Origin of the sequence: Sphaerimonospora thailandensis (assembly GCF_016863115.1) — a bacterium.
Lineage (GTDB): Bacteria > Actinomycetota > Actinomycetes > Streptosporangiales > Streptosporangiaceae > Sphaerimonospora > Sphaerimonospora cavernae.
Map to the genome: position 1 here is coordinate 29,791 of NZ_BOOG01000003.1, position 22,464 is coordinate 52,254.

16 protein-coding genes are annotated in these 22,464 nt (G+C 70.7%); 2 read left to right on the forward strand and 14 right to left on the reverse strand.

The features are described 5' to 3' along the window. Window positions 1–184: 184 nt before the first annotated feature. From Mth01_RS00680 to betA, 6 genes are all read right to left on the reverse strand, one after another. Window positions 185–1,174, reverse strand: coding sequence for an ABC transporter substrate-binding protein (locus Mth01_RS00680; RefSeq protein WP_204009672.1), 990 nt, complete (start codon window positions 1,172–1,174; stop codon window positions 185–187). Window positions 1,175–1,201: 27 nt separating this feature from the next. Beyond that, on the reverse strand, window positions 1,202–3,223 hold the full coding sequence (locus Mth01_RS00685; RefSeq protein ID WP_204009675.1) for an ABC transporter permease subunit: 2,022 nt from the start codon (window positions 3,221–3,223) through the stop codon (window positions 1,202–1,204). Continuing rightward, window positions 3,220–4,335: a quaternary amine ABC transporter ATP-binding protein gene (locus tag Mth01_RS00690; RefSeq protein ID WP_204009678.1), complete on the reverse strand. Its 1,116-nt coding sequence runs from the start codon at window positions 4,333–4,335 to the stop codon at window positions 3,220–3,222. Before Mth01_RS00690 ends, Mth01_RS00685 begins: the two co-directional genes overlap by 4 nt. Window positions 4,336–4,348: 13 nt before the next feature. Further along, the gene (locus Mth01_RS00695) at window positions 4,349–5,827 is read right to left on the reverse strand and encodes an aldehyde dehydrogenase family protein (RefSeq protein ID WP_204009682.1); all 1,479 of its coding nucleotides are present in this window, start codon (window positions 5,825–5,827) and stop codon (window positions 4,349–4,351) included. A gap of 135 nt (window positions 5,828–5,962) precedes the next feature. Beyond that, window positions 5,963–6,763, reverse strand: a complete 801-nt coding sequence (locus Mth01_RS00700) for an IclR family transcriptional regulator (protein WP_204009685.1) — start codon at window positions 6,761–6,763, stop codon at window positions 5,963–5,965. A gap of 22 nt (window positions 6,764–6,785) precedes the next feature. Continuing rightward, the gene (betA, locus tag Mth01_RS00705; protein ID WP_239088919.1) at window positions 6,786–8,441 is read right to left on the reverse strand and encodes a choline dehydrogenase; all 1,656 of its coding nucleotides are present in this window, start codon (window positions 8,439–8,441) and stop codon (window positions 6,786–6,788) included. 140 nt (window positions 8,442–8,581) lie between these two features. Here betA and Mth01_RS00710 point away from each other — a divergent pair, with 140 nt between their 5' ends. Then, window positions 8,582–9,370 carry an IclR family transcriptional regulator gene (locus Mth01_RS00710; protein WP_204009690.1) on the forward strand — a complete coding sequence of 263 codons (789 nt, stop codon included), beginning with the start codon at window positions 8,582–8,584 and terminating at the stop codon, window positions 9,368–9,370. 7 nt (window positions 9,371–9,377) lie between these two features. Here Mth01_RS00710 and Mth01_RS00715 read toward each other — a convergent pair whose 3' ends face one another. The 7 genes from Mth01_RS00715 to Mth01_RS00745 form a co-directional block, all read right to left on the reverse strand. Next, window positions 9,378–11,666 carry an FdhF/YdeP family oxidoreductase gene (locus Mth01_RS00715; protein WP_204009692.1) on the reverse strand — a complete coding sequence of 763 codons (2,289 nt, stop codon included), beginning with the start codon at window positions 11,664–11,666 and terminating at the stop codon, window positions 9,378–9,380. Between the two features lie 27 nt (window positions 11,667–11,693). Next, entirely contained in the window at window positions 11,694–12,785 is a 1,092-nt protein-coding gene (locus tag Mth01_RS00720) for an aromatic ring-hydroxylating oxygenase subunit alpha (RefSeq protein ID WP_204009900.1), read from the reverse strand. 94 nt (window positions 12,786–12,879) lie between these two features. Beyond that, window positions 12,880–13,518, reverse strand: a complete 639-nt coding sequence (locus tag Mth01_RS00725; RefSeq protein WP_239088922.1) for an MBL fold metallo-hydrolase — start codon at window positions 13,516–13,518, stop codon at window positions 12,880–12,882. After that, window positions 13,515–14,600, reverse strand: a complete 1,086-nt coding sequence (locus Mth01_RS00730) for an S-(hydroxymethyl)mycothiol dehydrogenase (protein WP_204009694.1) — start codon at window positions 14,598–14,600, stop codon at window positions 13,515–13,517. Before Mth01_RS00730 ends, Mth01_RS00725 begins: the two co-directional genes overlap by 4 nt. 78 nt (window positions 14,601–14,678) lie before the next feature. Next, a complete protein-coding gene (locus Mth01_RS00735; RefSeq protein WP_204009696.1) occupies window positions 14,679–15,893 on the reverse strand; it encodes an NAD(P)/FAD-dependent oxidoreductase in 1,215 nt (404 codons plus the stop codon). Then, window positions 15,890–16,246, reverse strand: a complete 357-nt coding sequence (locus tag Mth01_RS00740; RefSeq protein WP_204009699.1) for a bifunctional 3-phenylpropionate/cinnamic acid dioxygenase ferredoxin subunit — start codon at window positions 16,244–16,246, stop codon at window positions 15,890–15,892. The genes Mth01_RS00735 and Mth01_RS00740 overlap by 4 nt, the downstream gene beginning before the upstream one ends. A 236-nt stretch (window positions 16,247–16,482) precedes the next feature. Next, on the reverse strand, window positions 16,483–17,013 hold the full coding sequence (locus tag Mth01_RS00745) for a hypothetical protein (RefSeq protein WP_204009701.1): 531 nt from the start codon (window positions 17,011–17,013) through the stop codon (window positions 16,483–16,485). Window positions 17,014–17,066: 53 nt separating this feature from the next. On the opposite strand from Mth01_RS00745, the gene Mth01_RS00750 reads away from it, so the two are divergent. Beyond that, a complete protein-coding gene (locus Mth01_RS00750; protein ID WP_204009703.1) occupies window positions 17,067–18,470 on the forward strand; it encodes a cellulase family glycosylhydrolase in 1,404 nt (467 codons plus the stop codon). Between the two features lie 32 nt (window positions 18,471–18,502). On the opposite strand, the gene Mth01_RS00760 is transcribed toward Mth01_RS00750, so the two are convergent. Beyond that, window positions 18,503–22,297, reverse strand: a complete 3,795-nt coding sequence (locus Mth01_RS00760) for a HAMP domain-containing protein (RefSeq protein ID WP_239088924.1) — start codon at window positions 22,295–22,297, stop codon at window positions 18,503–18,505. Window positions 22,298–22,464 lie beyond the last annotated feature (167 nt).

Consider the following 22,464-nt stretch of genomic DNA (forward strand, 5'->3'; position numbering starts at 1 on the left):
CGCTTAACGCAACAAGCGTGACGCGCAGCCCGCCAAGTGTCAAGGATGAGATTCCGCCCCCCACACAAACCCGCCCCCACCCCCATCCCTCCGTGATCTTGCAGCAGAAAAGCGATGCCCGGGGCCGGTCGGCGACGCGACCGGCCCCGGGCACATCGAGCCGCGGAGGGAGTACGGCTCGAGATCAGCCGGCCGCCGCGGGCAGCCAGGCCTTGACCTTGTCGGGGTTGTCGTTCACCCACTTCTCGGCCGCCTGCTCGGCCGTCATCTTGTCCTCGGAGATGTACTTGGACACGGTGTTCTGGTCGTCGTTGGTCCAGGTGAAGTTCTTGACCAGCTCATAGGCCGGGCTGCCCGAGTCGGCGAACTTCTTGCTCGCGATCTTGTCGAGGTCGTAGACCGGGTAGTCGCAGTTCACCTTGGCGGCGTCGGCGTCACAGCCCTCGGTCCACTCGGGCAGGTTCACCTTCACCAGCTTCACCTCGGACATGAACCACTGCGGGTCGTAGAAGTACCCGATGAGCGGGGTCTTCTGCTTCTCCGCCTGGCGGAACGCCGTGATCAGGGCGGCCTCGCTGCCGGCGTAGACCACCTTGAAGTCCAGCTTCAGGTTCTTCACCAGTGCCTCGTCGTTGGTCACGAACGAGGGGTCGCCGTCCAGCAGCTGGCCCTTGCCGCCCGACTCCGACGTCTTGAACAGGTCGGCGTACTTGTTGAGGTTCTTCCAGTCGGTGATGTCGGGGTACTTCTCGGCCATCCACGGCGGCACGAACCAGCCGATGACGCCCTTGTTGCCGGTCTCCCCCAGCTCGACGGCGACCTTCTGCTCCTCGATGTACTTCTTCTTCAGGTCCTCGTGGCCCCAGTTCTCGACGATCGCGTCCACCTCACCGGTGCCGAACCCCTGCCAGGCCACCTCCTCCTTGAGGTCCTTCTTGACGACCTTGCACCCCAGTTCCTTCTCGGCCACGTGGGCGATCACCGCGGCGTTCGCCTCATAGCCGACCCACGGGTTGACCGCCAAATTGAACGTGCCGCATCCGGACTGCCCGCCGCCCGATGCCTGGGCGTCGGTGGTCTCACCGACCTTCGCTCCCCCGCACGCGGAGAGCAGAAGACCGGCGCCGGCCACGAGCGCGCTCACGCGCAACCCGGCCATCCTGGAAACTGCCATTAGGTCCTCCAGACCCGTTGATTTCATTCATTGAGACGCCGGACGCGCGGCCGCGCGTTGTGCCGCGGCTCGCATGATCCGGTCGAGCATGATGCCGAGCACGACGATCGCCAGCCCGGCCGCCAGCCCCTTGCCCCGCAGCGGGTACTGCGAGAACCCCGCCACCACGTCGTATCCCAGCGCGCCGGCTCCGACGAGACCGCCGATGACGACCATCGACAGCACGTAGATCAGGCCCTGGCTGGCCGCGAGAGTGATCCCGGCGCGGGCCATGGGAAGCTGGACCTTGGAGATGAGCTGCCAGGTGCTGGACCCGCCCGCGGTCGCCGCCTCCACCGCCGTCGGCGACACGCCCCGTACGGCCTCGGCCACCAGTTTGATCGACACCGGCGCGGCGAACGCCACGGCGGCGATGATGGCCGTGAACCGGGTCGCGCCGAACAGCCCCAGGATCGGGACGAGGTAGACGAACGCCGGCATGGTCTGGCCGGCGTCCAACACCGGGCGCAGCACCTGGTCCACCCGGCCGCTACGCCCCATCCACACCCCGGCCACGACGCCGAGGACCATCACGATCAGGGTGGCCACCAGCGTGGTGGCCAGCGTCACCATGCTGTCGTGCCACAGGCCGAGCAGCACCAGCAGCACGAGCGACACGCCCGCGATGATCGCGGCCCGGCGGCCCGCCAGCAGCAGCGCGAGGGCGACCACGACCAGGGCGACCAGCCACCAGGGCGAGCCGGCCAGCAGCGACTGGAACGGGTTGAGCAGCCCGTAGGTGACGAGGTTCTTCAACGCGTCCGTGTACGTGACGAGCGTGTCCTGCACCCACTCGCTCGCCGCCCCCGCGCCCTGCTTCACGTACGAGCCCAGGCGGGCCTCGCCGGGAAACTTCGCGGCCCAGACGTAGACGTGGGAGAGGTAGACCAGCACCGCGGCCGCGGCGAGGACCAGGCCCACCTCGATGCGCCGAGCCCGCGGGCCTCGCGCCCTGCCCGCCCGGCGCTCGGCCTCGACCCGCCGGCCGGCGGCAGAGGTGACGCGGTCGAGCACGATCGCCATGATCACGATCGCCAGCCCGGCGTTGAACGCGGTGCCCACATCGAGGGTCTGCAGCGCCTTCAGCACGGTCTTGCCCAGGCCCGGGGCGTCGATCAGCGCGGCGATCGTGGCCATGGACAGGGCGGCCATGATGGTCTGGTTGGCCCCGACGATGATCGTCCGCTTGGCCAGCGGGAGCCGTACCTTGCGCAGCGCCTGCGCGGGGGTCGAGCCGAGCGAGGTGCTCGCCTCCAGCGTGTTGACCGGGATCTCCCGGATGCCGTGCGCGGTGATGCGGATCACCGGCGGGGTCGCGTAGACCATCGTCGCGACGGTGGCGCTGGCCGGTCCGATCAGGAAGAACAGCGTGAGCGGGGCCAGGTAGACGAAGGTCGGCATCGTCTGCATGACGTCCAGCACCGGGGTGACGACCCGGTTGACCCGGTCGCTGAGCCCGGCCCAGATCCCGAGCGGGATGCCGACGGCGAGCGACAGCACGACGGCGGTCAGTGTGAGGGCGAGCGTGTCCATGCTCTCCTCCCACAGACCGAGCAGCCCGAACGCCGCGAACCCGGCGGCGGTCAGCGCGGCCACCTTGCGGTTGCCGTACAGCAGCGCGACGGCTGTGGCGACGCCGGTCACGCCGAGCCAGCCGACGACCGGGACCGGCCGCCCGAACGACGGCTGGCTGATCAGTGCCTGTACGAAGGTGACCGACTCGTCGAGGAACAGCCGGATGTAGTTGATGAAGTACAGGAACAGCGGGTTGCTGTTGCGACCGGCGTCGATCGCGTCCATGCCTTCGTTGAGCCGGGTGTGCAGCGGCGTCAGCTCGGCGCCGCCGAGCGCGAGCGTGTCGCGGCCCTTCAGCACGACCGACAGCAGCACCCAGGCGGCGAGGATGAGAACGGCCAGGTAGCGCCCGCGCAGGCGCCGCCGGCCGCCGGCACTGCCAGGTGCCGCGGCGCCCGCGGTCGCGGTGGCGGGGGTGGTGGGCACTGCCGTCATCTGGACTCCCCACCCGGGCTGTCCGGGTTGCCCGGGTCCGGGCCGGCGATCACTTCGAGGATCTCCGCGGTGGTGACCACGCCGAGCAGGGCTCCGCCAGAGACGACCTTGACCGGGCGGCCGGCGGACAGGACGGTCCTGGCCGCGTCGCGGATCACGGTGTCCGGGGCGAGCTCCGGCCCGTCGAGCGGCTCGCCGGGACGGGCGTCGCGCATGACCCACGACAGCGTCAGCACGTCGGATCTGGGCACGTCGCTGACGAAGTCGCGCACGTAGTCGTCGGCCGGCGCGCCGACCACCTGGTCCGGGGTGCCCATCTGGACGAGCGCTCCGTCCCGCATGATGAGGATGCGGTCGCCCAGCTTGAGCGCCTCGCTCAGGTCATGCGTGATGAAGATCATCGTCTTGCCGACCTCGCGGTGCAGGCGGATGACCTCGTTCTGCATCTCGCGGCGGATCAGCGGGTCGAGCGCGGAGAACGGCTCGTCGAAGAAGAGCACCTCGGGGTCGACGGCGAGCGCCCGGGCCAGGCCGACCCGCTGCTGCATGCCGCCGGACAGCTGGTCGGGGTAGGACCCCTCGAAGCCGGCGAGCCCCACCAGCTCCAGGACCTCCCTGGCCCGCTCGTAGCGACCGTCCTTCTTCGTGCCGCGGATCTCCAGGCCGTAGGCGACGTTGTCCAGGACCCGCCGATGCGGCAGCAGGCCGAAGTGCTGGAACACCATGCCGAAGCGGTGCCGGCGCAGCTCGCGGAGCCTGCGCTCCCCGCAGGCGAGCACGTCCTCGCCGTCGAGTCGCACCTCGCCTGCTGTCGGCTCGACCAGCCGGGTGAGGCAGCGCACCAGCGTCGACTTGCCCGAGCCGGACAGGCCCATGACGACGAACACCTCGCCGCGCCGTACCGAGAAGGAGACGTCGCGGACCGCGGCCACGCATCCCGTCCGATGCTTGAGCTCCGCGCGGGACAGCTGGGCCAGTGGCGTGCCGACGACCCGGTCGGCGCGCGGGCCGAAGACCTTCCACAGGCCGCGAACGTCGAGGATCGGGGGGTCGTCGGCGCCGGCCGCGGCGGCCGGCGGGGTGGACTTCTCGGTCAGTGACGGTACGGCCATGGCCACCTTTCGTCTAGTGAGGGGAATCCGGGAACCACCGCTGGGGCCGGGGGCGGATGTTCTGCCAGATGTGCTTGATCTCTCGGTACTCGTCGAGGCCGGTGGGCCCGAGCTCGCGGCCGATGCCCGACTGTTTGAATCCGCCCCACTCCGCCTGCGGGACGTACGGGTGGTAGTCGTTGATCCAGACCGTGCCGTGCCTGAGCCGGGCGGCGACCCGCCGGGCCCGGCCCGCGTCGGTGGTCCACACCGCGCCGGCCAGGCCGTAGTCGGTGTCGTTGCCCAGCGCGACCGCCTCGTCCTCGCCGCTGAAGCGCTCGACGGTCAGGACCGGCCCGAAGGACTCCTCCCGGACCACCCGCATGTCGCGGCGGCACTCGTCCAGCACGGTCGGCCGGTAGTAGAAGCCGCCGGCCAGGCCCGGCTCGTCCGGCCGGCCGCCGCCGCAGCGCAGCACCGCGCCTTCGGCGAGGCCGGCGGCGACGTACTCCTCGACCTTGGCCAGGTGCGCGGCGGAGATCAGCGGCCCGGTCTGGGCCTCGGGGTCGAACGGGCCACCGAGCCTGATCAGCTCGGCCCGCCGCACCACCTCGTCGACGAAGGCGTCGTGCAGGGAGTCCTCGACGAGCAGCCGCGCCCCGGCCGAGCAGACCTGGCCGGAGTGCAGGAAGACCGCGGTGAGCGCGAAGTCGACCGCGGTCTCGACGTCGGCGTCGGCGAAGACGATGTTGGGGTTCTTGCCGCCGAGTTCGAGCGCGACCCGCTTCACCGTGGCCGCCGCGGCGGCCATGACGCGCCGTCCGGTCGCCAGGCCGCCGGTGAACGACACCATGTCCACGGCGGGATGCTCGGCGAGCGGCGCCCCGGCCTCCGGGCCGGAGCCGAGCACCAGGTTGGCGACGCCGGCGGGCAGCCCCGCCTCCTCCAGCGTCCGCATCAGCAGGATCGCGGTGCTCGGGGTGAGCTCGCTCGGCTTGAGCACGAACGTGTTGCCCGCCGCGAGCGCGGGAGCGACCTTCCACGAGGTCTGCAGCAGCGGGTAGTTCCAGGGGGTGATGAGACCGCACACGCCGATCGGCTCGTAGACGACCTGGCTGACGGCGTCGTCGCGGCCGGTTTCGACGACCCGGCCCGCGTCGGTGCCGGCGATCCCGCCGAAGTATCGGAAGCAGGCGATCACGTCGTCGATGTCGTACTCGCTCTCGACGAGCCGTTTGCCGGTGTCGAGCGACTCCGCCCTGGCGAACTCCTTCTTGTCCCTGGCCAGCAGGTCGGCGACCCGGAGCAGGAGCCGCCCGCGCTCGCCGGCCGGGGTCAGCGGCCAGGGACCCTCGTCGAACGCCCGGCGCGCCGCCCCGATCGCGGCCTCGGCGTCCGCCCGGGTGCCCTCCGAGACCGTCGCGACGGGGGACCCGTCAGCGGGGCAGTGGATCGTGCGGCGGCCGCCCTCGACAGCATCTGTCCAGGCGCCACCGATGAAGAGGTCCGCCACGGGCAGGGTGCCTTCCGGTCGCCATCAGAAAGCAGGCGCGCTCAGCGTCGTCGACGTCGCCGACACGTGTTGCGGTTGCGCAATACGCACCTGTTTGCTTATGGAGAAACAGAATTGACCCCTTGTCGGCAATAGTCAAGTCGATGTCCGTCTTTTTACGGACATGTCGGAGTAGCATCCCATACGTGCGGAGATGTCCTGAGCTGCCGCGATAACCTGCTCGGCCACCCCGGCCAGGCCGCTTTCGGCCAGCCGAAAGGACGGCCCGGAGGCGCTCACCGAGGCGATCACCGTGCCGTCCGCGCCTCTGACGGGCGCCGCGACCGCGGTGAGGCCGTCCTCCAGTTCGTCGACGGCGATGGCGTAGCCGCGCTCGCGGACCTCTTGGAGTGCGGCGTGGAGCCGTACGGGATCGGTGATGGTGTTGGCGGTGAAGGCGCTCAGCGGCCCGGCCGCCACCTCCGCGGCCAGCTCGCCGGGGGCGTGCGCGAGCAGCACCTTGCCGTTGGACGTGGCGTGCAGGGGGATCAGCTGCCCCACCCAGTTGTGCGACTGGAGCGCCGACGGCCCGGCCGTCTGGTCGACGTACAGCGCCTCGCACCCGACGAGGACGGCCACATTGACGGTCTCACCGACGTCCGCGGCCAGCCGGGGCGTGACGAAGCGGCTCTCCCTGACCAGATCCAGCCGGGCGCTGGTCGCCCCGGCGAGCCGTACCACGCCCACGCCGAGGCGGTACCTGCCGCGCTCGCTGTCCTGCTCGACCAGGTCGTGGCTCTCCAGCGTCGCCACCAGGCGGAAGGCGGTGGAGCGGTGGACGCCCAGCTCGACGGCGAGCTCGCTGATCCCCAGCTCGCCGTCGCGGGCGAGCAGCTTGAGAATGGTGAGCGCACGGTCCACCGACTGGACCGCGCTCTCTCCCGTTCCGCTACTCATTCGCGGTGATCATTCGCGCTGATCACTTGCGGTGCCGGTAGAACTCCGCCTCGATGGGCGGCAGCGGGGTCTGGCCGAGGATCAGGTCGGCCGCCTTCTCCGCCACCATCATCACCGGCGCGTAGATGTTGCCGTTGGTCACGTACGGCATGACCGACGCGTCGACGACCCGCAGCCCCTCGACGCCGTGCACCCGCATGCTGTCCGGGTCGACGACCGACATGTCGTCCACGCCCATCTTCGCTGTACAGGAGGGATGCAGCGCGGTCTCGCCGTCCCTGGCCACCCAGTCGAGGATCTCCTGGTCGGTACGCACGGACAGCCCCGGGGACAGCTCGCCGGCGTTGAACTCGTCGAAGGCGGGCTGGGTCAGGATGTCGCGGGAGACGCGGACGGCCTCCACCCACTCCCGCCGGTCCTGCTCGGTGGACAGGTAGTTGAAACGCAGTGCCGGATGCACGCCGGGGTCCCGGCTCTTGATCTTCACCGTGCCCCGGGCGTCGGAGTACATCGGCCCGACGTGCACCTGGTAACCGTGGCCGCCCGACGGGGACGAGCCGTCGTAGCGCACCGCGATCGGCAGGAAGTGGAACATCAGGTTCGGGTAGTCGACGTCGTCGTTGCTCCGCGCGAAACCGCCGGCCTCGAAGTGGTTGGTCGCCGCTGGACCGCCGCGCAGGAACAGCCACTGCGCCCCGATCCACGGGCGGTGCCGCCACTTGAGGTAGGGCTGCATGGACACCGGCTGCTTGGAGCCGTACTGGATGTAGACCTCGAGGTGGTCCTGGAGGTTCTCCCCCACCCCCGGCAGGTGGTGCACCACGTCGACGCCGAGGGCCTCCAGCTCGGCGGCGTCGCCCAGGCCGGACAGCTGGAGGAGCTGGGGCGTGTTGATGGCGCCGCCGCACAGGATGACCTCGCCGGCCCGGACCCGGCGTGTCGCACCGCCGCGGTGGGAGAACTCGACGCCGACGGCCCGTTCGCCGTCGAACACGACCTTCGTCACGAACGCGCGGGTCACGACCTTGAGGTTGGGCCGGTTCATCACCGGATGCAGGTAGGCGCGGGCGGCCGACAGCCGCCGACCACGGCGGACGTTGCGGTCGAACGGCGCGAAGCCCTCCTGACGGTAGCCGTTCACGTCGTCGGTCAGCGGGTAGCCCGCCTGCTGCACCGCCTGGAAGAACGCCGCGAAGAGCGGGCTCGAGGCCGGGCCGCGTTCGAGTGCGAGCGGACCGTCGTGACCTCGCCAGACGTCGTCGCCGTCGGCGGCCAGGCAGTTCTCCATGCGCCGGAAGTACGGCAGGCAGTGCGCGTAGTCCCAGTCCTTCATCCCGGGATCGGCGGCCCAGCGCTCGTAGTCCATGGGGTTGCCACGCTGGAAGATCATGCCGTTGATGCTGCTGGAACCGCCGAGGACCTTGCCGCGGGCGTGGTAGATCCGGCGGCCGTTCATGTGCGGCTCCGGCTCCGATTCGTACCGCCAGTCGTAGAACCGGCTGCCGATGGGGAACGTCAGCGCGGCCGGCATGTGGATGAAGACGTCCCAGCGGAAGTCGGACCGGCCGGCCTCCAGCACCAGCACCCTGGTGGAGGGGTCCGCCGACAGCCGGTTGGCGAGAGCGCTTCCCGCCGAACCACCACCGACGATGACGAAGTCGTACTGCTGTGCGCTCAATCTGCCCTCGTCTCGCTCGTGATGCTTGACCGAAAATCGTATCGAATGACGCATTTCGTTGCACTACCCGCAACAGAGATTCTCGGCGGGTTGTCTGGATCAAGTGGACCGGCGTTGCGCCACCGTCCTACTGTCTTACGGTGAGCAACGAGGCCGCGTCAGGCAGAAGCGACGTCAACGGGGGTGGCGTGCAGTCGGTCGACCGCGCCATCAGCATCATGGAGATCCTCGGCCGGCGTGGGGAGGCGGGTGTCACCGAGCTCGCCACGGAGATCGACGTCCACAAGTCGACGGCGTTCCGGCTGCTGGGCGCGCTGGAGGCGCGCGGCCTGGTCGAGCAGACGGAGGAGCGCGGCAAGTACCGCCTCGGCTTCGCCGTCGTACGCCTCGCCGGCAGCGTCGCCGGCCGGATGGACGTCACCCAGCAGAGCATGCCGATCTGCCGGCGGCTCGCCGAGGAGATCGAGGAGACGGTCAACATCGCCGTCCTGCGTTCGCACTACGCCGTCAACCTGGACCAGGTGCGCGGCACCTCCGCCGTGGCCGCGCACAACTGGGTGGGTCGGCTCACCCCCGTGCACGCGACGTCGAGCGGGAAGGTGCTGCTGGCCCACCTCGACGCGGCGCGGCGGGCCGAACTGCTGGGCGCGGCCGGCCTGGAGTCCTTCACTCCGAACACCGTCACCTCCGGCGAGGCCCTGGAGCGCGAACTGACCGCGGTGCGGGAGCGCGGGTACGCCCTCGCGATGGAGGAGCTCGAGATCGGCCTGAACGCGATGGCCGCCCCCATCCGATCCTTCCAGGGGGAGGTCGTCGCCGCGGTGAGCGCCTCCGGTCCGGCCTACCGCTTCAGCGAGGAGCGCATGCACGAGTTGGCCCCCCTTCTCGTCGCCGGCGCCGACGAGATCAGTCACCGCCTCGGCGCCTGACCCGCGTTCAGGCCGGGCGTAGGGACACGATGACGCTCTTCGAGGTGGGGGTGTTGGAGGTCTCGGCGACCGAGTCCAGCGGCACGAGCACGTTCGTCTCGGGGAAGTAGGCCGCGCAGCAGCCGCGTGCCGTCGGATAGGCGACCGTGCGGAACCCCTCGGCGACCCGCTCCCCGTCGGGCCACTCGCTGACCAGGTCGACCAGATCGCCGTCGGCGAGGCCGCGCTCGGCGAGATCGTCCGCGTGGACGAACACCACCCGGCGGCCGTTCCGGACACCGCGGTAGCGGTCGTCCAAGCCGTAGATCGTCGTGTTGTACTGGTCGTGGCTGCGGATGGTCTGCAGCAGGAGCCGGCCGGGTGGGACGCGCAGCACCTCCAGCGGGTTGACCGTGAAGTTCGCCCTGCCGGTCGCCGTCGGGAAGCGGCGCTCGTCGCGCGGCGCGTTGGGCAGCGTGAAGCCGCCGGGGCGGCGGGCCTTCTCGTTGTAGTCCGCGAAGCCCGGGACCACCCGGGCGATCCGCTCCCGGATCGTGTCGTAGTCCGCCTCGAAGTCCGCCCATGGGACATGCGGGTCGTCGTCGCCGAAGACCTCGCGGGCCAGCCGGGACACGATCGCGACCTCCGAGAGCAGAGCGTCGGAGGCCGGCCGCAGCCGGCCACGGGAGGCGTGCACCATGCCCATCGAGTCCTCGACGGTCACGAACTGATCGCCACCGCGCTGCACGTCCCGTTCCGTACGGCCCAGCGTGGGCAGGATCAGCGCCTCCTCGCCGCACACGGCGTGCGACCGGTTCAGCTTGGTCGACACCTGCACGGTGAGCCGGCATCGCCGCATGGCCGCCTCGGTGGCGGCGGTGTCGGGGGTGGCGGCCACGAAGTTGCCGCCCATCGCGAAGAACACCTTGGCCGCGCCGTCGCGCATGGCCCGGATCGCATCCACCGTGTCCAGGCCGTGGCGGCGCGGCGGATCGAAGCCGAACTCGTCGCGCAGCGCGTCCAGGAACGCCGCCGGCGGCTTCTCGTAGATGCCCATCGTCCGGTCGCCCTGCACGTTGGAGTGGCCCCGCACCGGGCAGACGCCCGCGCCCGGCCGGCCGACGTTGCCGCGCAGCAGCAGGAAGTCGACGATCTCCCTGATCGTGGGGACCGACTTCTTGTGCTGGGTGAGCCCCATCGCCCAGCACACCACGACCGAGCGGGCGGCCAGCACGTCCCGGGCCGTCTCCTCGATCTCCGCCCGGGTCAGCCCGGTGGCCTCCAGCACCTCCGCCCAGTCCAGGGCCCGCACGTGGGCCGCCCACTCGTCGAACCCGTGCGTGTGCTCCTCGATGAACCCGCGGTCGATCACCGTGCCGGGGGCGGCGTCCTCGGCTTCGAGCAGCAGCAGCGACAGCGCCTGGAAGAGCGCGCAGTCGCCACCGAGCCGGATCTGCAGGAACCGGTCGGACAGCGTGGTGCCGCCGCCCGCCACACCCGAGGCCCGCTGCGGGTTCTTGAACCGCAGCAGCCCCGCCTCGGGCAGCGGGTTGACCGCCACGATGCGGGCGCCGTTCCGCTTGGCCTTCTCCAGCGCGGTGAGCATGCGCGGGTGGTTGGTGCCGGGGTTCTGGCCCACCACGAAGATGAGATCGGCCCGGTAGAGGTCGTCGAGCAGGACCGTGCCCTTGCCGATGCCCAGCGTCTCGGTCAGCGCCGAGCCGCTCGACTCGTGACACATGTTCGAGCAGTCCGGCAGGTTGTTGGTGCCGAAGCGGCGGACGAGGAGCTGGTAGGCGAAGGCCGCCTCGTTGGAGGTGCGGCCGGAGGTGTAGAAGACGGCCTCGTCGGCGCCCGCCAGCGCCTTCAGCTCGCGGGCGATGATCGTGAAGGCGCGTTCCCACGACACCGGCTCGTAGTGGTCGGCGCCGGCCGGCTTGTGCATCGGCTCGGTCAGCCTGCCCTGCTGTCCCAGCCAGTAGTCGCTGCGCCCGGCCAGCTCGCTCACCGGGTGCGCGGCGAAGAACTCCGGGGTGATCCTCCGCACGGTCGCCTCCTCGGCGACCGCCTTCGCGCCGTTCTCGCAGAACTCGGCGGGGCTGCGGTGGTCCCCCTCCGGCCAGGCGCAGCCCGGGCAGTCGAACCCGTGCTTCTGGTTGACCCGCAGCAGGGTCAGCGCCGTACGGCCCGCGCCCATCTGGCGGTACGCCGTACCGAGCGCGTGGCCGACCGCGGGGACCCCGCCCGCCCAGTCCTTGGGCGGGTGGATCTCCAGGCGTTCGTCGCCGACGTCGTCACGGGGTGCCTTACGCGTCATCTGATGAACGCCCTTTCGTACTGTCGATCAGTCCGCCAGCCGGCCGCGGACCCAGTCGTGGAACAGGCCGATGTGCTGCTCGCTGGGCACCAGCACACCACCGTCGGCGTACGTGCGCGAGCTCATCGCGGGCTGGCACCGCTCGCACGCGTCGAAGTCCTGGGTGTTGACCCGGTGGAACAGCTCCACGGACCTGTCGATGTCCGCGCCGCCGTCCACGACCTCGGGGAGGTACAGCCAGTCGCACTCCACCACGGTACGGTCCGCGGCGAGCGGGAACATCCGGTGCCAGATCACGTGGTCGGGCACGAGGTTGACGAAGACCTGCGGCTTGATCGTGATCGCGTAGTAGCGCCGGTCCTGCTCCTGGCTGACCGTCGGGATGCGGTCGAGGCCGGCGGAGCCGTCCACGGTGAAGCCCTGGATCTCCTCCCCGAACAGCGCGCCGTGACCCACGTAATATTGCGCCGCGTAACCGTCGGCGAACTCCGGAAGCACCTCGGTGAGCTCCGGATGGATGGTCGCGCAGTGGTAGCACTCCATGAAGTTCTCGACGATCAGCTTCCAGTTGGCCTTTACGTCATAGACGATACGCCTGCCCACCTTGAGGCCCGCGACGTCATAGTTGTCGATGTCGGCGACGTCGCCGAGCCGGGTGCGCACCGCCCCCATGACGTCCTCCTCGAACGAGGGCGGCTCGTCGGCGAGGCAGACCCACACATATCCCAGCCACTCCCGCACGGCCACGTTCACCAGGCCGTACGCCACCCGGTCGACGTCGGGCATCTTGGTGAGGTTGGGCGCGGCGATCAGCCTGCCCTCCAGGTCGTACGTCCAGGCGTGGTAGGGGCACTGGAAGGAACGCTTGACCTCCCCCGACTCCTCGGTGCTGATCCTCGCCCCCCGGTGCCGGCAGACGTTGTAGAAGGCGCGGATCGAGTTGTCCCGCGCCCGCGTGACCAGGATGCTCTCCGCGCCGACCTGCACCGTCTTGAACGCCCCGGGTTTGGGCAGGTCGGCGGCGCGCACGGCGCAGAACCACATCGACTCGAAGATGCGGCGCTGCTCCAGGGCGAAGACGTCCGGGTCCGTGTAGTAAGCGCCGGGCAGAGTGGACATCAGGCTGGGAGGCAGGCTCTGCCGAGTGCCGGGAGGCAGGCTGGTGGTGCTCACTGTTTCGCTCCTGGTGGTCGTGCGCGATGAGAGGTACGGCTCAGTGGCCGCGGCGGAGCCACTCGTCGAGGTGAGGGGCCTCGGCGCCGATGGTGGTGTCGGCGCCGTGCCCGGTGTGCACCACCGTCTCCGGCGGCAGCGGCAGCAGCACGTCGCGGATGGAGGAGACGATGGTCGGGAAGTCGCTGTAGGAGCGGCCCGTCGCACCCGGCCCGCCCTGGAAGAGCGTGTCGCCGGTGAACACCACGCCGAGCTCGGGGACGTGCAGGCAGACCGCGCCGGGCGCGTGGCCGGGCGTGTGCAGCACCCGCACGTCCACGCCCGCGACCCGCAGGACCTCCCCGTCGGCGAGCGGGCCGTCCGGCCTGGCCTCCGCATGAGCCCCGGGGTGGGCGAGGTTCCACAGCACCTCGTCGTCCGGATGCAGCAGGATCGGCGCGCCGGTCCGCGCGGCGAGGGCGGGCGCGGCGTTCACGTGGTCGTTGTGGGCGTGGGTGCAGACGATCGCGGTCACCCGCCGGTCCCCCACCGCCGCCGCGATGGCGTCCGCGTCGTGGGCGGCGTCGACGACCAGGACCTCGTCGTCGTCGCCGAGCAGCCAGACGTTGTTGTCGACCTCCCAGGTCCCGCCGTCGAGGCTGAACGTCCCGGAGGTGACGACCTTCTCGATCCGAGTCACAGGATCACCACCGAGCGGAGCACCTCGCCGCGGTGCATCTTGTCGAAGGCGCTCTCGACGTCGTCGAGCGTGATCGTCTCGGAGACGAAGGCGTCCAGGTCGAGCCGTCCCTGCTGGTAGAGGGAGACCAGCATCGGGAAGTCGCGGCTGGGCAGGCAGTCGCCGTACCAGCTGGACTTGAGCGCGCCGCCGCGGCCGAACACGTCGAGCAGGGGCAGCTCCAGCGTCATCTCCGGGGTGGGCACGCCGACCAGGACGACGGTCCCGGCCAGGTCGCGCGCGTAGAACGCCTGGCGGTAGGTCTCGGGCCGGCCCACCGCGTCGATCACGACGTCCGCGCCGAAGCCGCCGGTCAGGTCCCGGATCGCCTCGACCGCATCGGTCTCGCGGGAGTTCACGGTGTGCGTGGCGCCGAAGCGGCGGGCCCACTCCAGCTTCCGGTCGTCGACGTCGACCGCGATGATCGTGGTCGCGCCGGCGAGGCCCGCACCCGCGATCGCGGCGTCGCCGACGCCGCCGCAGCCGATGACGGCGACCGAGTCGCCGCGCGTCACACCGCCGGTGTTCATGGCCGCGCCGAGGCCCGCCATGACGCCGCAGCCGAGCAGGCCGACGGCCGCCGGGGAGGCGCCCGGGTCGACCTTGGTGCACTGGCCTGCTGCCACCAGTGTCTTCTCGGCGAACGCGCCGATGCCGAGCGCGGGCGACAGCGCGGTCCCGTCGGCGAGGGTCATCTTCTGCTTGGCGTTGTGGGTGGCGAAGCAGTACTGCGGGCGGCCCCGCAGGCAGGCCCGGCACGCCCCGCAGACGGCCCGCCAGTTGAGCACGACGAAGTCGCCGGGGGCGACGTCGGTCACGCCTTCGCCGACGGCCTCCACGACGCCGGCCGCCTCGTGGCCCAGGAAGAACGGGTAGTCGTCGGAGATGCCGCCCTCCCGGTAGTGCAGGTCGGTGTGGCACACCCCGCAGGCCTGGATCTTGACGAGGGCCTCGCCGGGGCCGGGGTCGGGCACGATGATGGTCTCCAGGCTGACCGGCTGCCCCTTGGCGAGCGCGACGACGCCGCGAACCTCATGCGCCATGGTTGTCTCCTTCGCGATTTCTCGATCGACGGGTGTTGTCGGGCGGGCCGCGTCCGGGCCTGCTTCTTCAGCCTCTCATCAGGCCGCGGGCGCCGGGCTCCGCAGCGCGTCGGCCGCGAGCCGCTTACGCCAGCGGGTGAACGGCCGCGGCAGGTCGATCCCGAGCACCGCGACCGGACGGTCCCCGCGCCGGTAGACCGCCACGAAGCTCCGGTCGGCGAGGCTACCCTCCTCGACGGTGATCTCGTCACCCGGTCGGGCGTGCCCGGCGAACTGGATCCGCGTCCCGCACTGGTCGGACCAGAAGTACGGCGGCTCCGGCGGCCGGATGTCGCTCCCGGATCCGGCGGAGGCGCCCGCCAGCAGCGCGCGTACGGCGACGGCCGGGCGCCGTACGGCCCCGGTCCAGTGCTCGACTCGGCGGTGGGACCCGGCGGCGGGGTCGAACCAGGCGGCGCAGTCGCCGACGGCGATCACCCCGGGCAGGGTGGTGGCTCCGGTCGCGTCGCACAGCACGCCGTCCCCGACATCGACGCCCGATCCGGCCAGCCAGCCGACGCCCGGACGTGCGCCGATCCCGACGACGACCACGTCAGCGGGGACGCGCCGCCCGTCGGTCAGGATCACCCCGTCGACCCTGGGCGCACCGGCGGCCCGGGCGGTGCCGGTCACCTCCCGGACGCCGGTGCCGCACAGCACCTCGACGCCCTGCCCGGCCTGGAGCCCGGCCACCACGGCGCCCATCTCGGCGCCGATGGCGGCGGCCAGCGGGGCGGACGCCGGCTCGACCAGGGTGACGTGCAGCCCGAGGGTCCGCGCGGTGGAGGCGATCTCGGCCCCGATGAAGCCGGCGCCGATGACGACGAGCCGCCCGGCCCCGGCGAGGTCCGCGCGCAGCGCCCTGGCGTCGTCCAGGGTGCGCAGCGTGTGGACCCCGGAAAGACGCTCGGTCCCGGGGAGGGTCCGGGCGCTCGCCCCCGTGGCGATCACCACCGCGTCGGCGCGCACCGACCTTCCGTCGCCGAGCCGTACGGCGCGTTCGCCGGGGTCGAGGGCTTCGGCCGCCGCGCCGAGGATCCAGGTGGCGTCCAGGTCCTCGGTCTCGGTCTCCAGCGCGAGGTCGGCCTCGCTCATCCGGCCGGCGAGGAACTCCTTCGACAGCGGAGGGCGGTCATAGGGGCGATGCGGCTCGTCGCCGATCAGCACCAGGCCCCCGTCGTACCCCTGATCGCGCAGCGCCCGCGCGGCGGACAGGCCGGCCAGCGAGGCGCCCACCACCGCGACGGTTCTCACGCGGCACCCTGGCAACGTACGGCGACCCCGGGCGGCAGGTTCGCGGGGGCGTCCGAGGGGACGACGAAGATGGTGTCGTCCTCGACCACGACCCGGTGGGTCCGCACGGGGAGCTTCGCCGGGGGCGCGTCCACCTGTCCGGTCCTGAGGTCGAATTTCGAGGCGTGCAGGGGGCACTCCACCTCACAGCCCTCCAGCCACCCGTCGGCGAGTGACGCGTCCTGGTGGGTGCAGGTGTCGTCGATCGCGTAGATCTCCCCGTCCTCGGTGTGGAACACCGCGATCGGCGGCTCGACATCGAGCCGGAACGCCTCGCCCCGGGGCAGCGAGCGAAGCGGGCAGGCAGGAATCATCAACCATCCCCAGTTGTGTAAAGAGAAACGCGAAGCGCTATACGCAACAGGGTGAGGTCACACGAACCCCCCTGTCAAGAGATTTCTCCGTGCCTGACTCAGGCATGATTCAGCATGTCAGAACGGGGGCCGCGAGCCATTCCGAACCTCTGTCGTGAGCTGGGCCGACTACCCGTTCCGGGAATACGCGGCGTGCACTCCGGCGCCCGTTGACCCAGCGCCCGTTCGCCGCGGGCTCAGGCGCTCTCGGCCGCGTTGTCGATGACCTCAGCGGCGCCTTCGCTTCGGGCCTTTCCGCGCGGCAGGGCGGCCAGGCCGGGGAGCCAGCCGAAGACGATCCCCCAGACCAGCCCCATGACCACCGCGCCCGCCAGGTACGCCGCGTAGGCGCCGAGGCCGGCCGACACCGTCTGCGCCAGCACGACGGCCCTCAGCAGGAACGCGAGCACGGTGCCCGTCACGAAGGCGCCCCAGGCGCGCTGGAAGCCGCCGCGTGCGAGGGCGACCACGGCGACGAGCACCAACGCGGCCGCGCTCTCGGTGAGGGTCATGAGCCAGGTCGTCTCACCGAGCGGAACGAGCCGCAGCCCCGGCGGGCCGTACGGGAGACCGAGCGCGGCGGGCACGGCCAGATAGCCGACCCGGGTGACCAGCGAGACCCCGAACAGGCCGAACCCGGCGACGATCAGGAGGGTGACGATCGCGGGCAGATTGTCACGGACACCGTTGCGAGCACTGTTGCGGACACTGTTGCGAGCGAGGCTCATGTTCGGGATGCTAGCGGCGTTCGCACGTCCGGCGGAAGCCCCTCGGAGGTCAGATGAAGACGGCTCGGTGGATCGCGTCGCTCACCGCGCTGGCCGTACTGGCCGGCGGCATCGCCTCGGCTGCCAGGGGCGCGCCGGAGCCGAGCGCCCGTTTCATCACCGACGACCAGGGCAGGGCGCTCTTCCTGCGGGGCTTCAACACGGCGAGCAGCGCCAAGAGCACTCCGGACGCCCTGCCCGAGCTCACCGAGGCCGACATCGACCGCGAATACCGCGACATGGGGACGAACTTCGTTCGCTTCCTCATCCAGTGGCGCGCCGTGGAGCCTCAGCCCGGCATCTATGACACGAAATATCTGGACAAGGTGGCCGAGCGGGTCCGATGGTACGGCGAGCGCGGCTACCACGTGATGCTGGACATGCATCAGGACCTGTGGGGCAACGGCATCACGCCGTCCGGCGAGGCGGGCAACGGCGCTCCCGGCTGGGCGACCCACCTGGACGGGCTCCCGGTCGCGACCGACCAGCCCACCTGGGAGATGTACTACCTGGAGCCGGGCGTCATCCGGGCCTTCGACCACTTCTGGAACACCACGGGCGAGCACCCGGAGCTGATGGACCACTACGCCAAGGCGTGGAAGGCGGTCGCCGCCAGGTTCGCCGGCGACCCGGTGGTCCTCGGCTACGACCTGATGAACGAACCCTGGGGCGGCTCCGTCCAGGGCCCGCAGTTCGAAGCCGGCCCCCTGGCCGCCCTCTACCGCAGGACGATCGCCGAGATCCGCTCGGTGGACCGCGACAGCTGGATCTTCCTGGAACCCCAGGCGGTGGGCGTCAACTGGGGCCTGCCCTCGGCGCTGCCGTACTTCGACGACCCCCGCGACGGCGAGGCCCGCATCGCCCTGGCCCCGCACCTCTACCCGCTCCCCCTCGACCTGGGTGAGGACTACACGGCGGGTTCCAAGGAGTGGATCGACCGCACCCTCGGCTGGTGGCGCGACAACGTGCTGCGCACGGCCGACCGGCTGCGCGCCCCGATCCTGCTGGGCGAGTTCGGCCTGGACATGACCAGGCCGGGCGCGAGCGACCTGGTGACCGGGGTCGTACGGCTCGGCGAGCACATGCGCATGGGCATGGCGTACTGGTCCCGGGACCCCGGCTCCTGGGGCCCCTACGACGAGGGCGGCTCGCCGACTCCCCTGGTCGCCGCCTACGCCAGGCCGTACCCGCGGGTGATCGGCGGCGTGCCGGTGGCGATCGGCTCGGACGCGCGCTCGCTGACCGTGACCTTCGACGCCAACGGCACCGGCCCCACCGAGGTCTACCTGCCCGCCGCCGGCTTCCCCGACGGCGGCGCGGCCTCCGAAGGCGAGGCCACCTGGGACCCGGCCAGGCGCATCCTGACCGTCAGGACCAAACCCGCTGGCCGGATCACACTCACGATCACCCCCAAATGACGGTCATTCACCACGGACTCGCCGGAACTGAGCTATTCGGTCTGCAGTCCCAGCCAGCGCTGTATGCACTCGACCAGTTCCCCGGCGTCGACCGGCTTGGTCACGTAGTCGCTGGCGCCGGCCGACAGGGTCTTCTCCCGGTCACCGCGCATGGCTTTCGCGGTGACCGCGATGACCGGCAGATCGTCGAAGCGCGGCATCGCCCGGATGGCGGCGGTGGCCTCGTACCCGTCCATCTCCGGCATCATGATGTCCATCAGCACCAGGTCGATGTCGTCGTCGCGCGTCAGCACCTCGATGCCCTTGCGGCCGTTCTCGGCGTAGAGCACCTGCATGCCGTGCAGTTCCAGGATCGTGGTGAGCGCGAAGACGTTGCGCACGTCGTCGTCGACGATCAGCACCTTGCGGCCCGCGAGTTTGGTGTCCCGCTCCTGTGTCACCGCGGCGCCGTAGTAGGTGCCGGGCTGGACGAGCGGCGGGACGTCGCCGGGCCTCGCGGCCGACAGATGCAGGGTGATGCGTTCGCGCAGTTCGTCCAGGCTGGGCAGCCGCTCCAGCGACTGGGTACGGGCCCGGCCCCGCAGTAGGTCCTCCTGCGGCCGTGACAGCCTGCGCGAGTGGTGGGCGAGCACCGGCAGCGTGCGCAGCGCCGGCTCCTCGTCCAGACGCCGGAGGAACACCGCCGCCGCGTCATGCGGCATCCCCAGGTCGAGCACGACGCAGTGGTGGCGGTCGTGCCGCAGGGCGCTCAGCGCATCGGCCGGATCTTTCGCCGTGGTCACCTGGACCGGCCCGCAGGTGTCGGCGAGATCCGCCGCGGCGCTCTGGGCCAGCATGGACAGCAGGCCGTTCGGCCGTGGCTCCAGCACGAGCAGACGGCGGGCCTGCCCGTCGGCCGGCTCAACGGCCGACTCCTCGGCCGAAGGCCCCTCGATCGCGGGCCGCTCAGGCACCGGCACCACGGGTGGGTTCCTCTCGGGTCTGGGCCTCTCGGGTCTGGGCCTCTCGGGTGCGGGCCTCTCGGGTGCCGGAGCGTACGGCGGCGCCGGCGCGGCGGACGGCCCGAGCGGGGTTTCGAGCGGCGGGGTTTCGAGCAGCGGAGTTCCGAGCAGCGGAGTTCCGAGCGGCGTGGTCAGGTGGGCCACCGGCAGGTAGAGGGTGAAGGTGCTGCCCTCGCCCAAAGCGCTGGCGGCGGTGATCTCCCCGCCGAGCAGGCCGGCGATCTCCCGGCAGATGGACAGTCCCAGGCCGGTGCCACCGTACTTGCGGCTGGTGGTGCCGTCGGCCTGCTGGAACGCGTCGAAGATGTGCGGGAGGCTCTCCGGGGCGATCCCGATGCCGGTGTCGGTGACGTGGAAGGCGATGATCTCCTGACCGACCGCGCCCGCCAGGTGCACCTGTCCGGTGGCGCGCTCGATGCGCAGTCCGACGGATCCCTCCCTGGTGAACTTCACCGCGTTGGACAGCAGGTTGCGCAGCACCTGCCGCAGCCGCTGCTCGTCGGTCAGCAGTTCGGGCGGCACGCCGGGGGCGACGACGACGTCGAACCGCAGGCCCTTCGCCGCGGTCAGCGGCCGGAAGGTCGCGTCCACGTAGTCCAGCAGCCCCCGCAGGACCACCGGCTCGGGTGAGACGTCCATCTTGCCGGCCTCGATCTTGGACAGGTCGAGGATGTCGTTGATGAGCTGCAGCAGGTCGGTGCCGGCCGAGTGGATGACGTTGGCGTACTCCACCTGCTTGGGCGTCAGGTTGCGCGACGGGTTCTGGGCGAGCATCTGGGCCAGGATGAGCAGCGAGTTGAGCGGGGTGCGCAGCTCATGGCTCATGTTGGCCAGGAACTCGCTCTTGTACTTGGAGGCCAGGGAGAGCTGCTGGGCGCGGTCCTCCAGTTCCTGTCGCGCCTGCTCGATCTCGCTGTTCTTGGTCTCGATGTCGCGGTTCTGCCGGGCCAGCAACTCGGCCTTGTCCTCCAGCTCGGCGTTGGAGCTCTGCAACTCCTCCTGGCGTGCCTGCAGCTCGCCGGCGAGGCGCTGGGACTCGGCCAGCAGCGCGTCGGTACGGGCGTTGGCCACGATCGTGTTGACGTTGACGCCGATGGTCTCCACCAACTGCTCGAGGAAGTCACGGTGCACCTGGGTGAAGCGGCCCAGGCTGGCCAGCTCGATGACGCCCAGCACCTGGTCCTCCACCACGATCGGCAGCACGATCAGGTTGACCGGCCCGGCCTGGCCCAGGCTGGAGGTGATCGTGACGTACCCGGCGGGGACGTCGTCCACGACGACGGTGCGCCTGGCGAGCGCGGCCTGTCCCACCAGCGACTCCCCCAGGGCGTACCGGCGGGAGGTCTCCCGGTGGCCGTAGGTGCCGACCACGCTCAGCTCGTCGCCGCCCGGGGTCTCCTCGGCGAGCAGGAACGTTCCGTACTGCGCGCCGACCAGCGGGGCCAGCTCGTTCATCACCAGTTCGGCGACGACGGCCAGGTCCCGGTGCCCCTGCATGAGCCCGGAGATCCGGGCGAGGCTGGTCTTGAGCCAGTACTGCTCCTGGTCGGCACGGGTGGTCTCCCGCAGGGACTCCACCATGGAGTTGATGTTGTCCTTGAGGTCGGCGAGCTCGCCCTCGGCGTCGACGGTGATGGAGCGGGTGAGGTCTCCGGTGGTCACCGCGCCGGTGACCTCGGCGATCGCCCGCACCTGGCGGGTGAGGTTGCCGGCCAGCTCGTTGACGTTCTCGGTCAGCCGCTTCCAGGTGCCCGACACGCCCTCGACCTCGGCCTGGCCGCCCAGGTTGCCCTCGGTGCCCACCTCACGGGCCACCCGCGTCACCTCGGCGGCGAACGCCGACAACTGGTCGACCATCGTGTTGATGGTCGTCTTCAGCTCCAGGATCTCCCCGCGGGCGACGACGTCGATCTTCTTGGTCAGATCGCCCGTGGCCACCGCGGTGGAGACCTGGGCGATGCCGCGCACCTGGTCGGTCAGATTGGAGGCCATCACGTTCACCGACTCGGTGAGACTCCGCCAAGTGCCCGACACGCCCTTGACGTCGGCCTGGCCGCCCAGCCGGCCCTCGGTGCCCACCTCACGGGCGACCCGCGTCACCTCGTCGGCGAAGGAGGACAACTGGTCGACCATCGTGTTTATGGTGTTCTTCAGTTCCAGGATCTCCCCGCGCGCCGGCACGGTGATCTTCTGCGACAGGTCGCCGCGCGCCACGGCGGTGGCCACCTGCGAGATGCCGCGGACCTGGTCGGTGAGGTTGCCCGCCATGAAGTTCACCGAGCCGGTCAGGTCACGCCAGGTGCCCGACACGCCCTTGACGTCGGCCTGGCCGCCCAGCCGGCCCTCGGTGCCCACCTCACGGGCGACCCGCGTCACCTCGTCGGCGAAGGAAGATAACTGGTCGACCATCGTATTGACGGTGGTCTTCAGCTCCAGGATCTCCCCGCGAGCGACGACGTCGATCTTCTTGGTCAGATCGCCCCTGGCCACCGCGGTGGTCACCTCGGCGATGCCGCGCACCTGGTCGGTGAGGTTGCCGGCCATGGCGTTCACCGAGTCGGTCAGGTCCTTCCAACTGCCGGACACTCCCGGCACCTCGGCCTGGCCGCCCAGCCCGCCCTCGGTGCCCACCTCGCGGGCCACCCGCGTCACCTCGGAGGTGAACAGCGAGAGCTGATCCACCATGCCGTTGAAGACCGTCGCGATCTCGCTCAGCAGGCCGTCCTCGCCGCCGCCTTCGGGCAGCCGGGTGCGGAACTCCCCGTCGCGTACGGCCGTCAGACCGGCCAGCAACTGCCGCAGATCCAGGTCGGTGTCCTTGCCCATGGCTCTCACGGTCCTGCCGCGGTCGGCCATTCCGGCGCCCCCAGCCATGTCCACCTCTTGCGTTCCGTGCCGCCAACCGGCGTCCTGACAACGCGAAATTTCATGCTATATACAGTTTCGTGATACTCCGTCGCATTTAGCCGTTGCCGTACCAATACATGAACGAA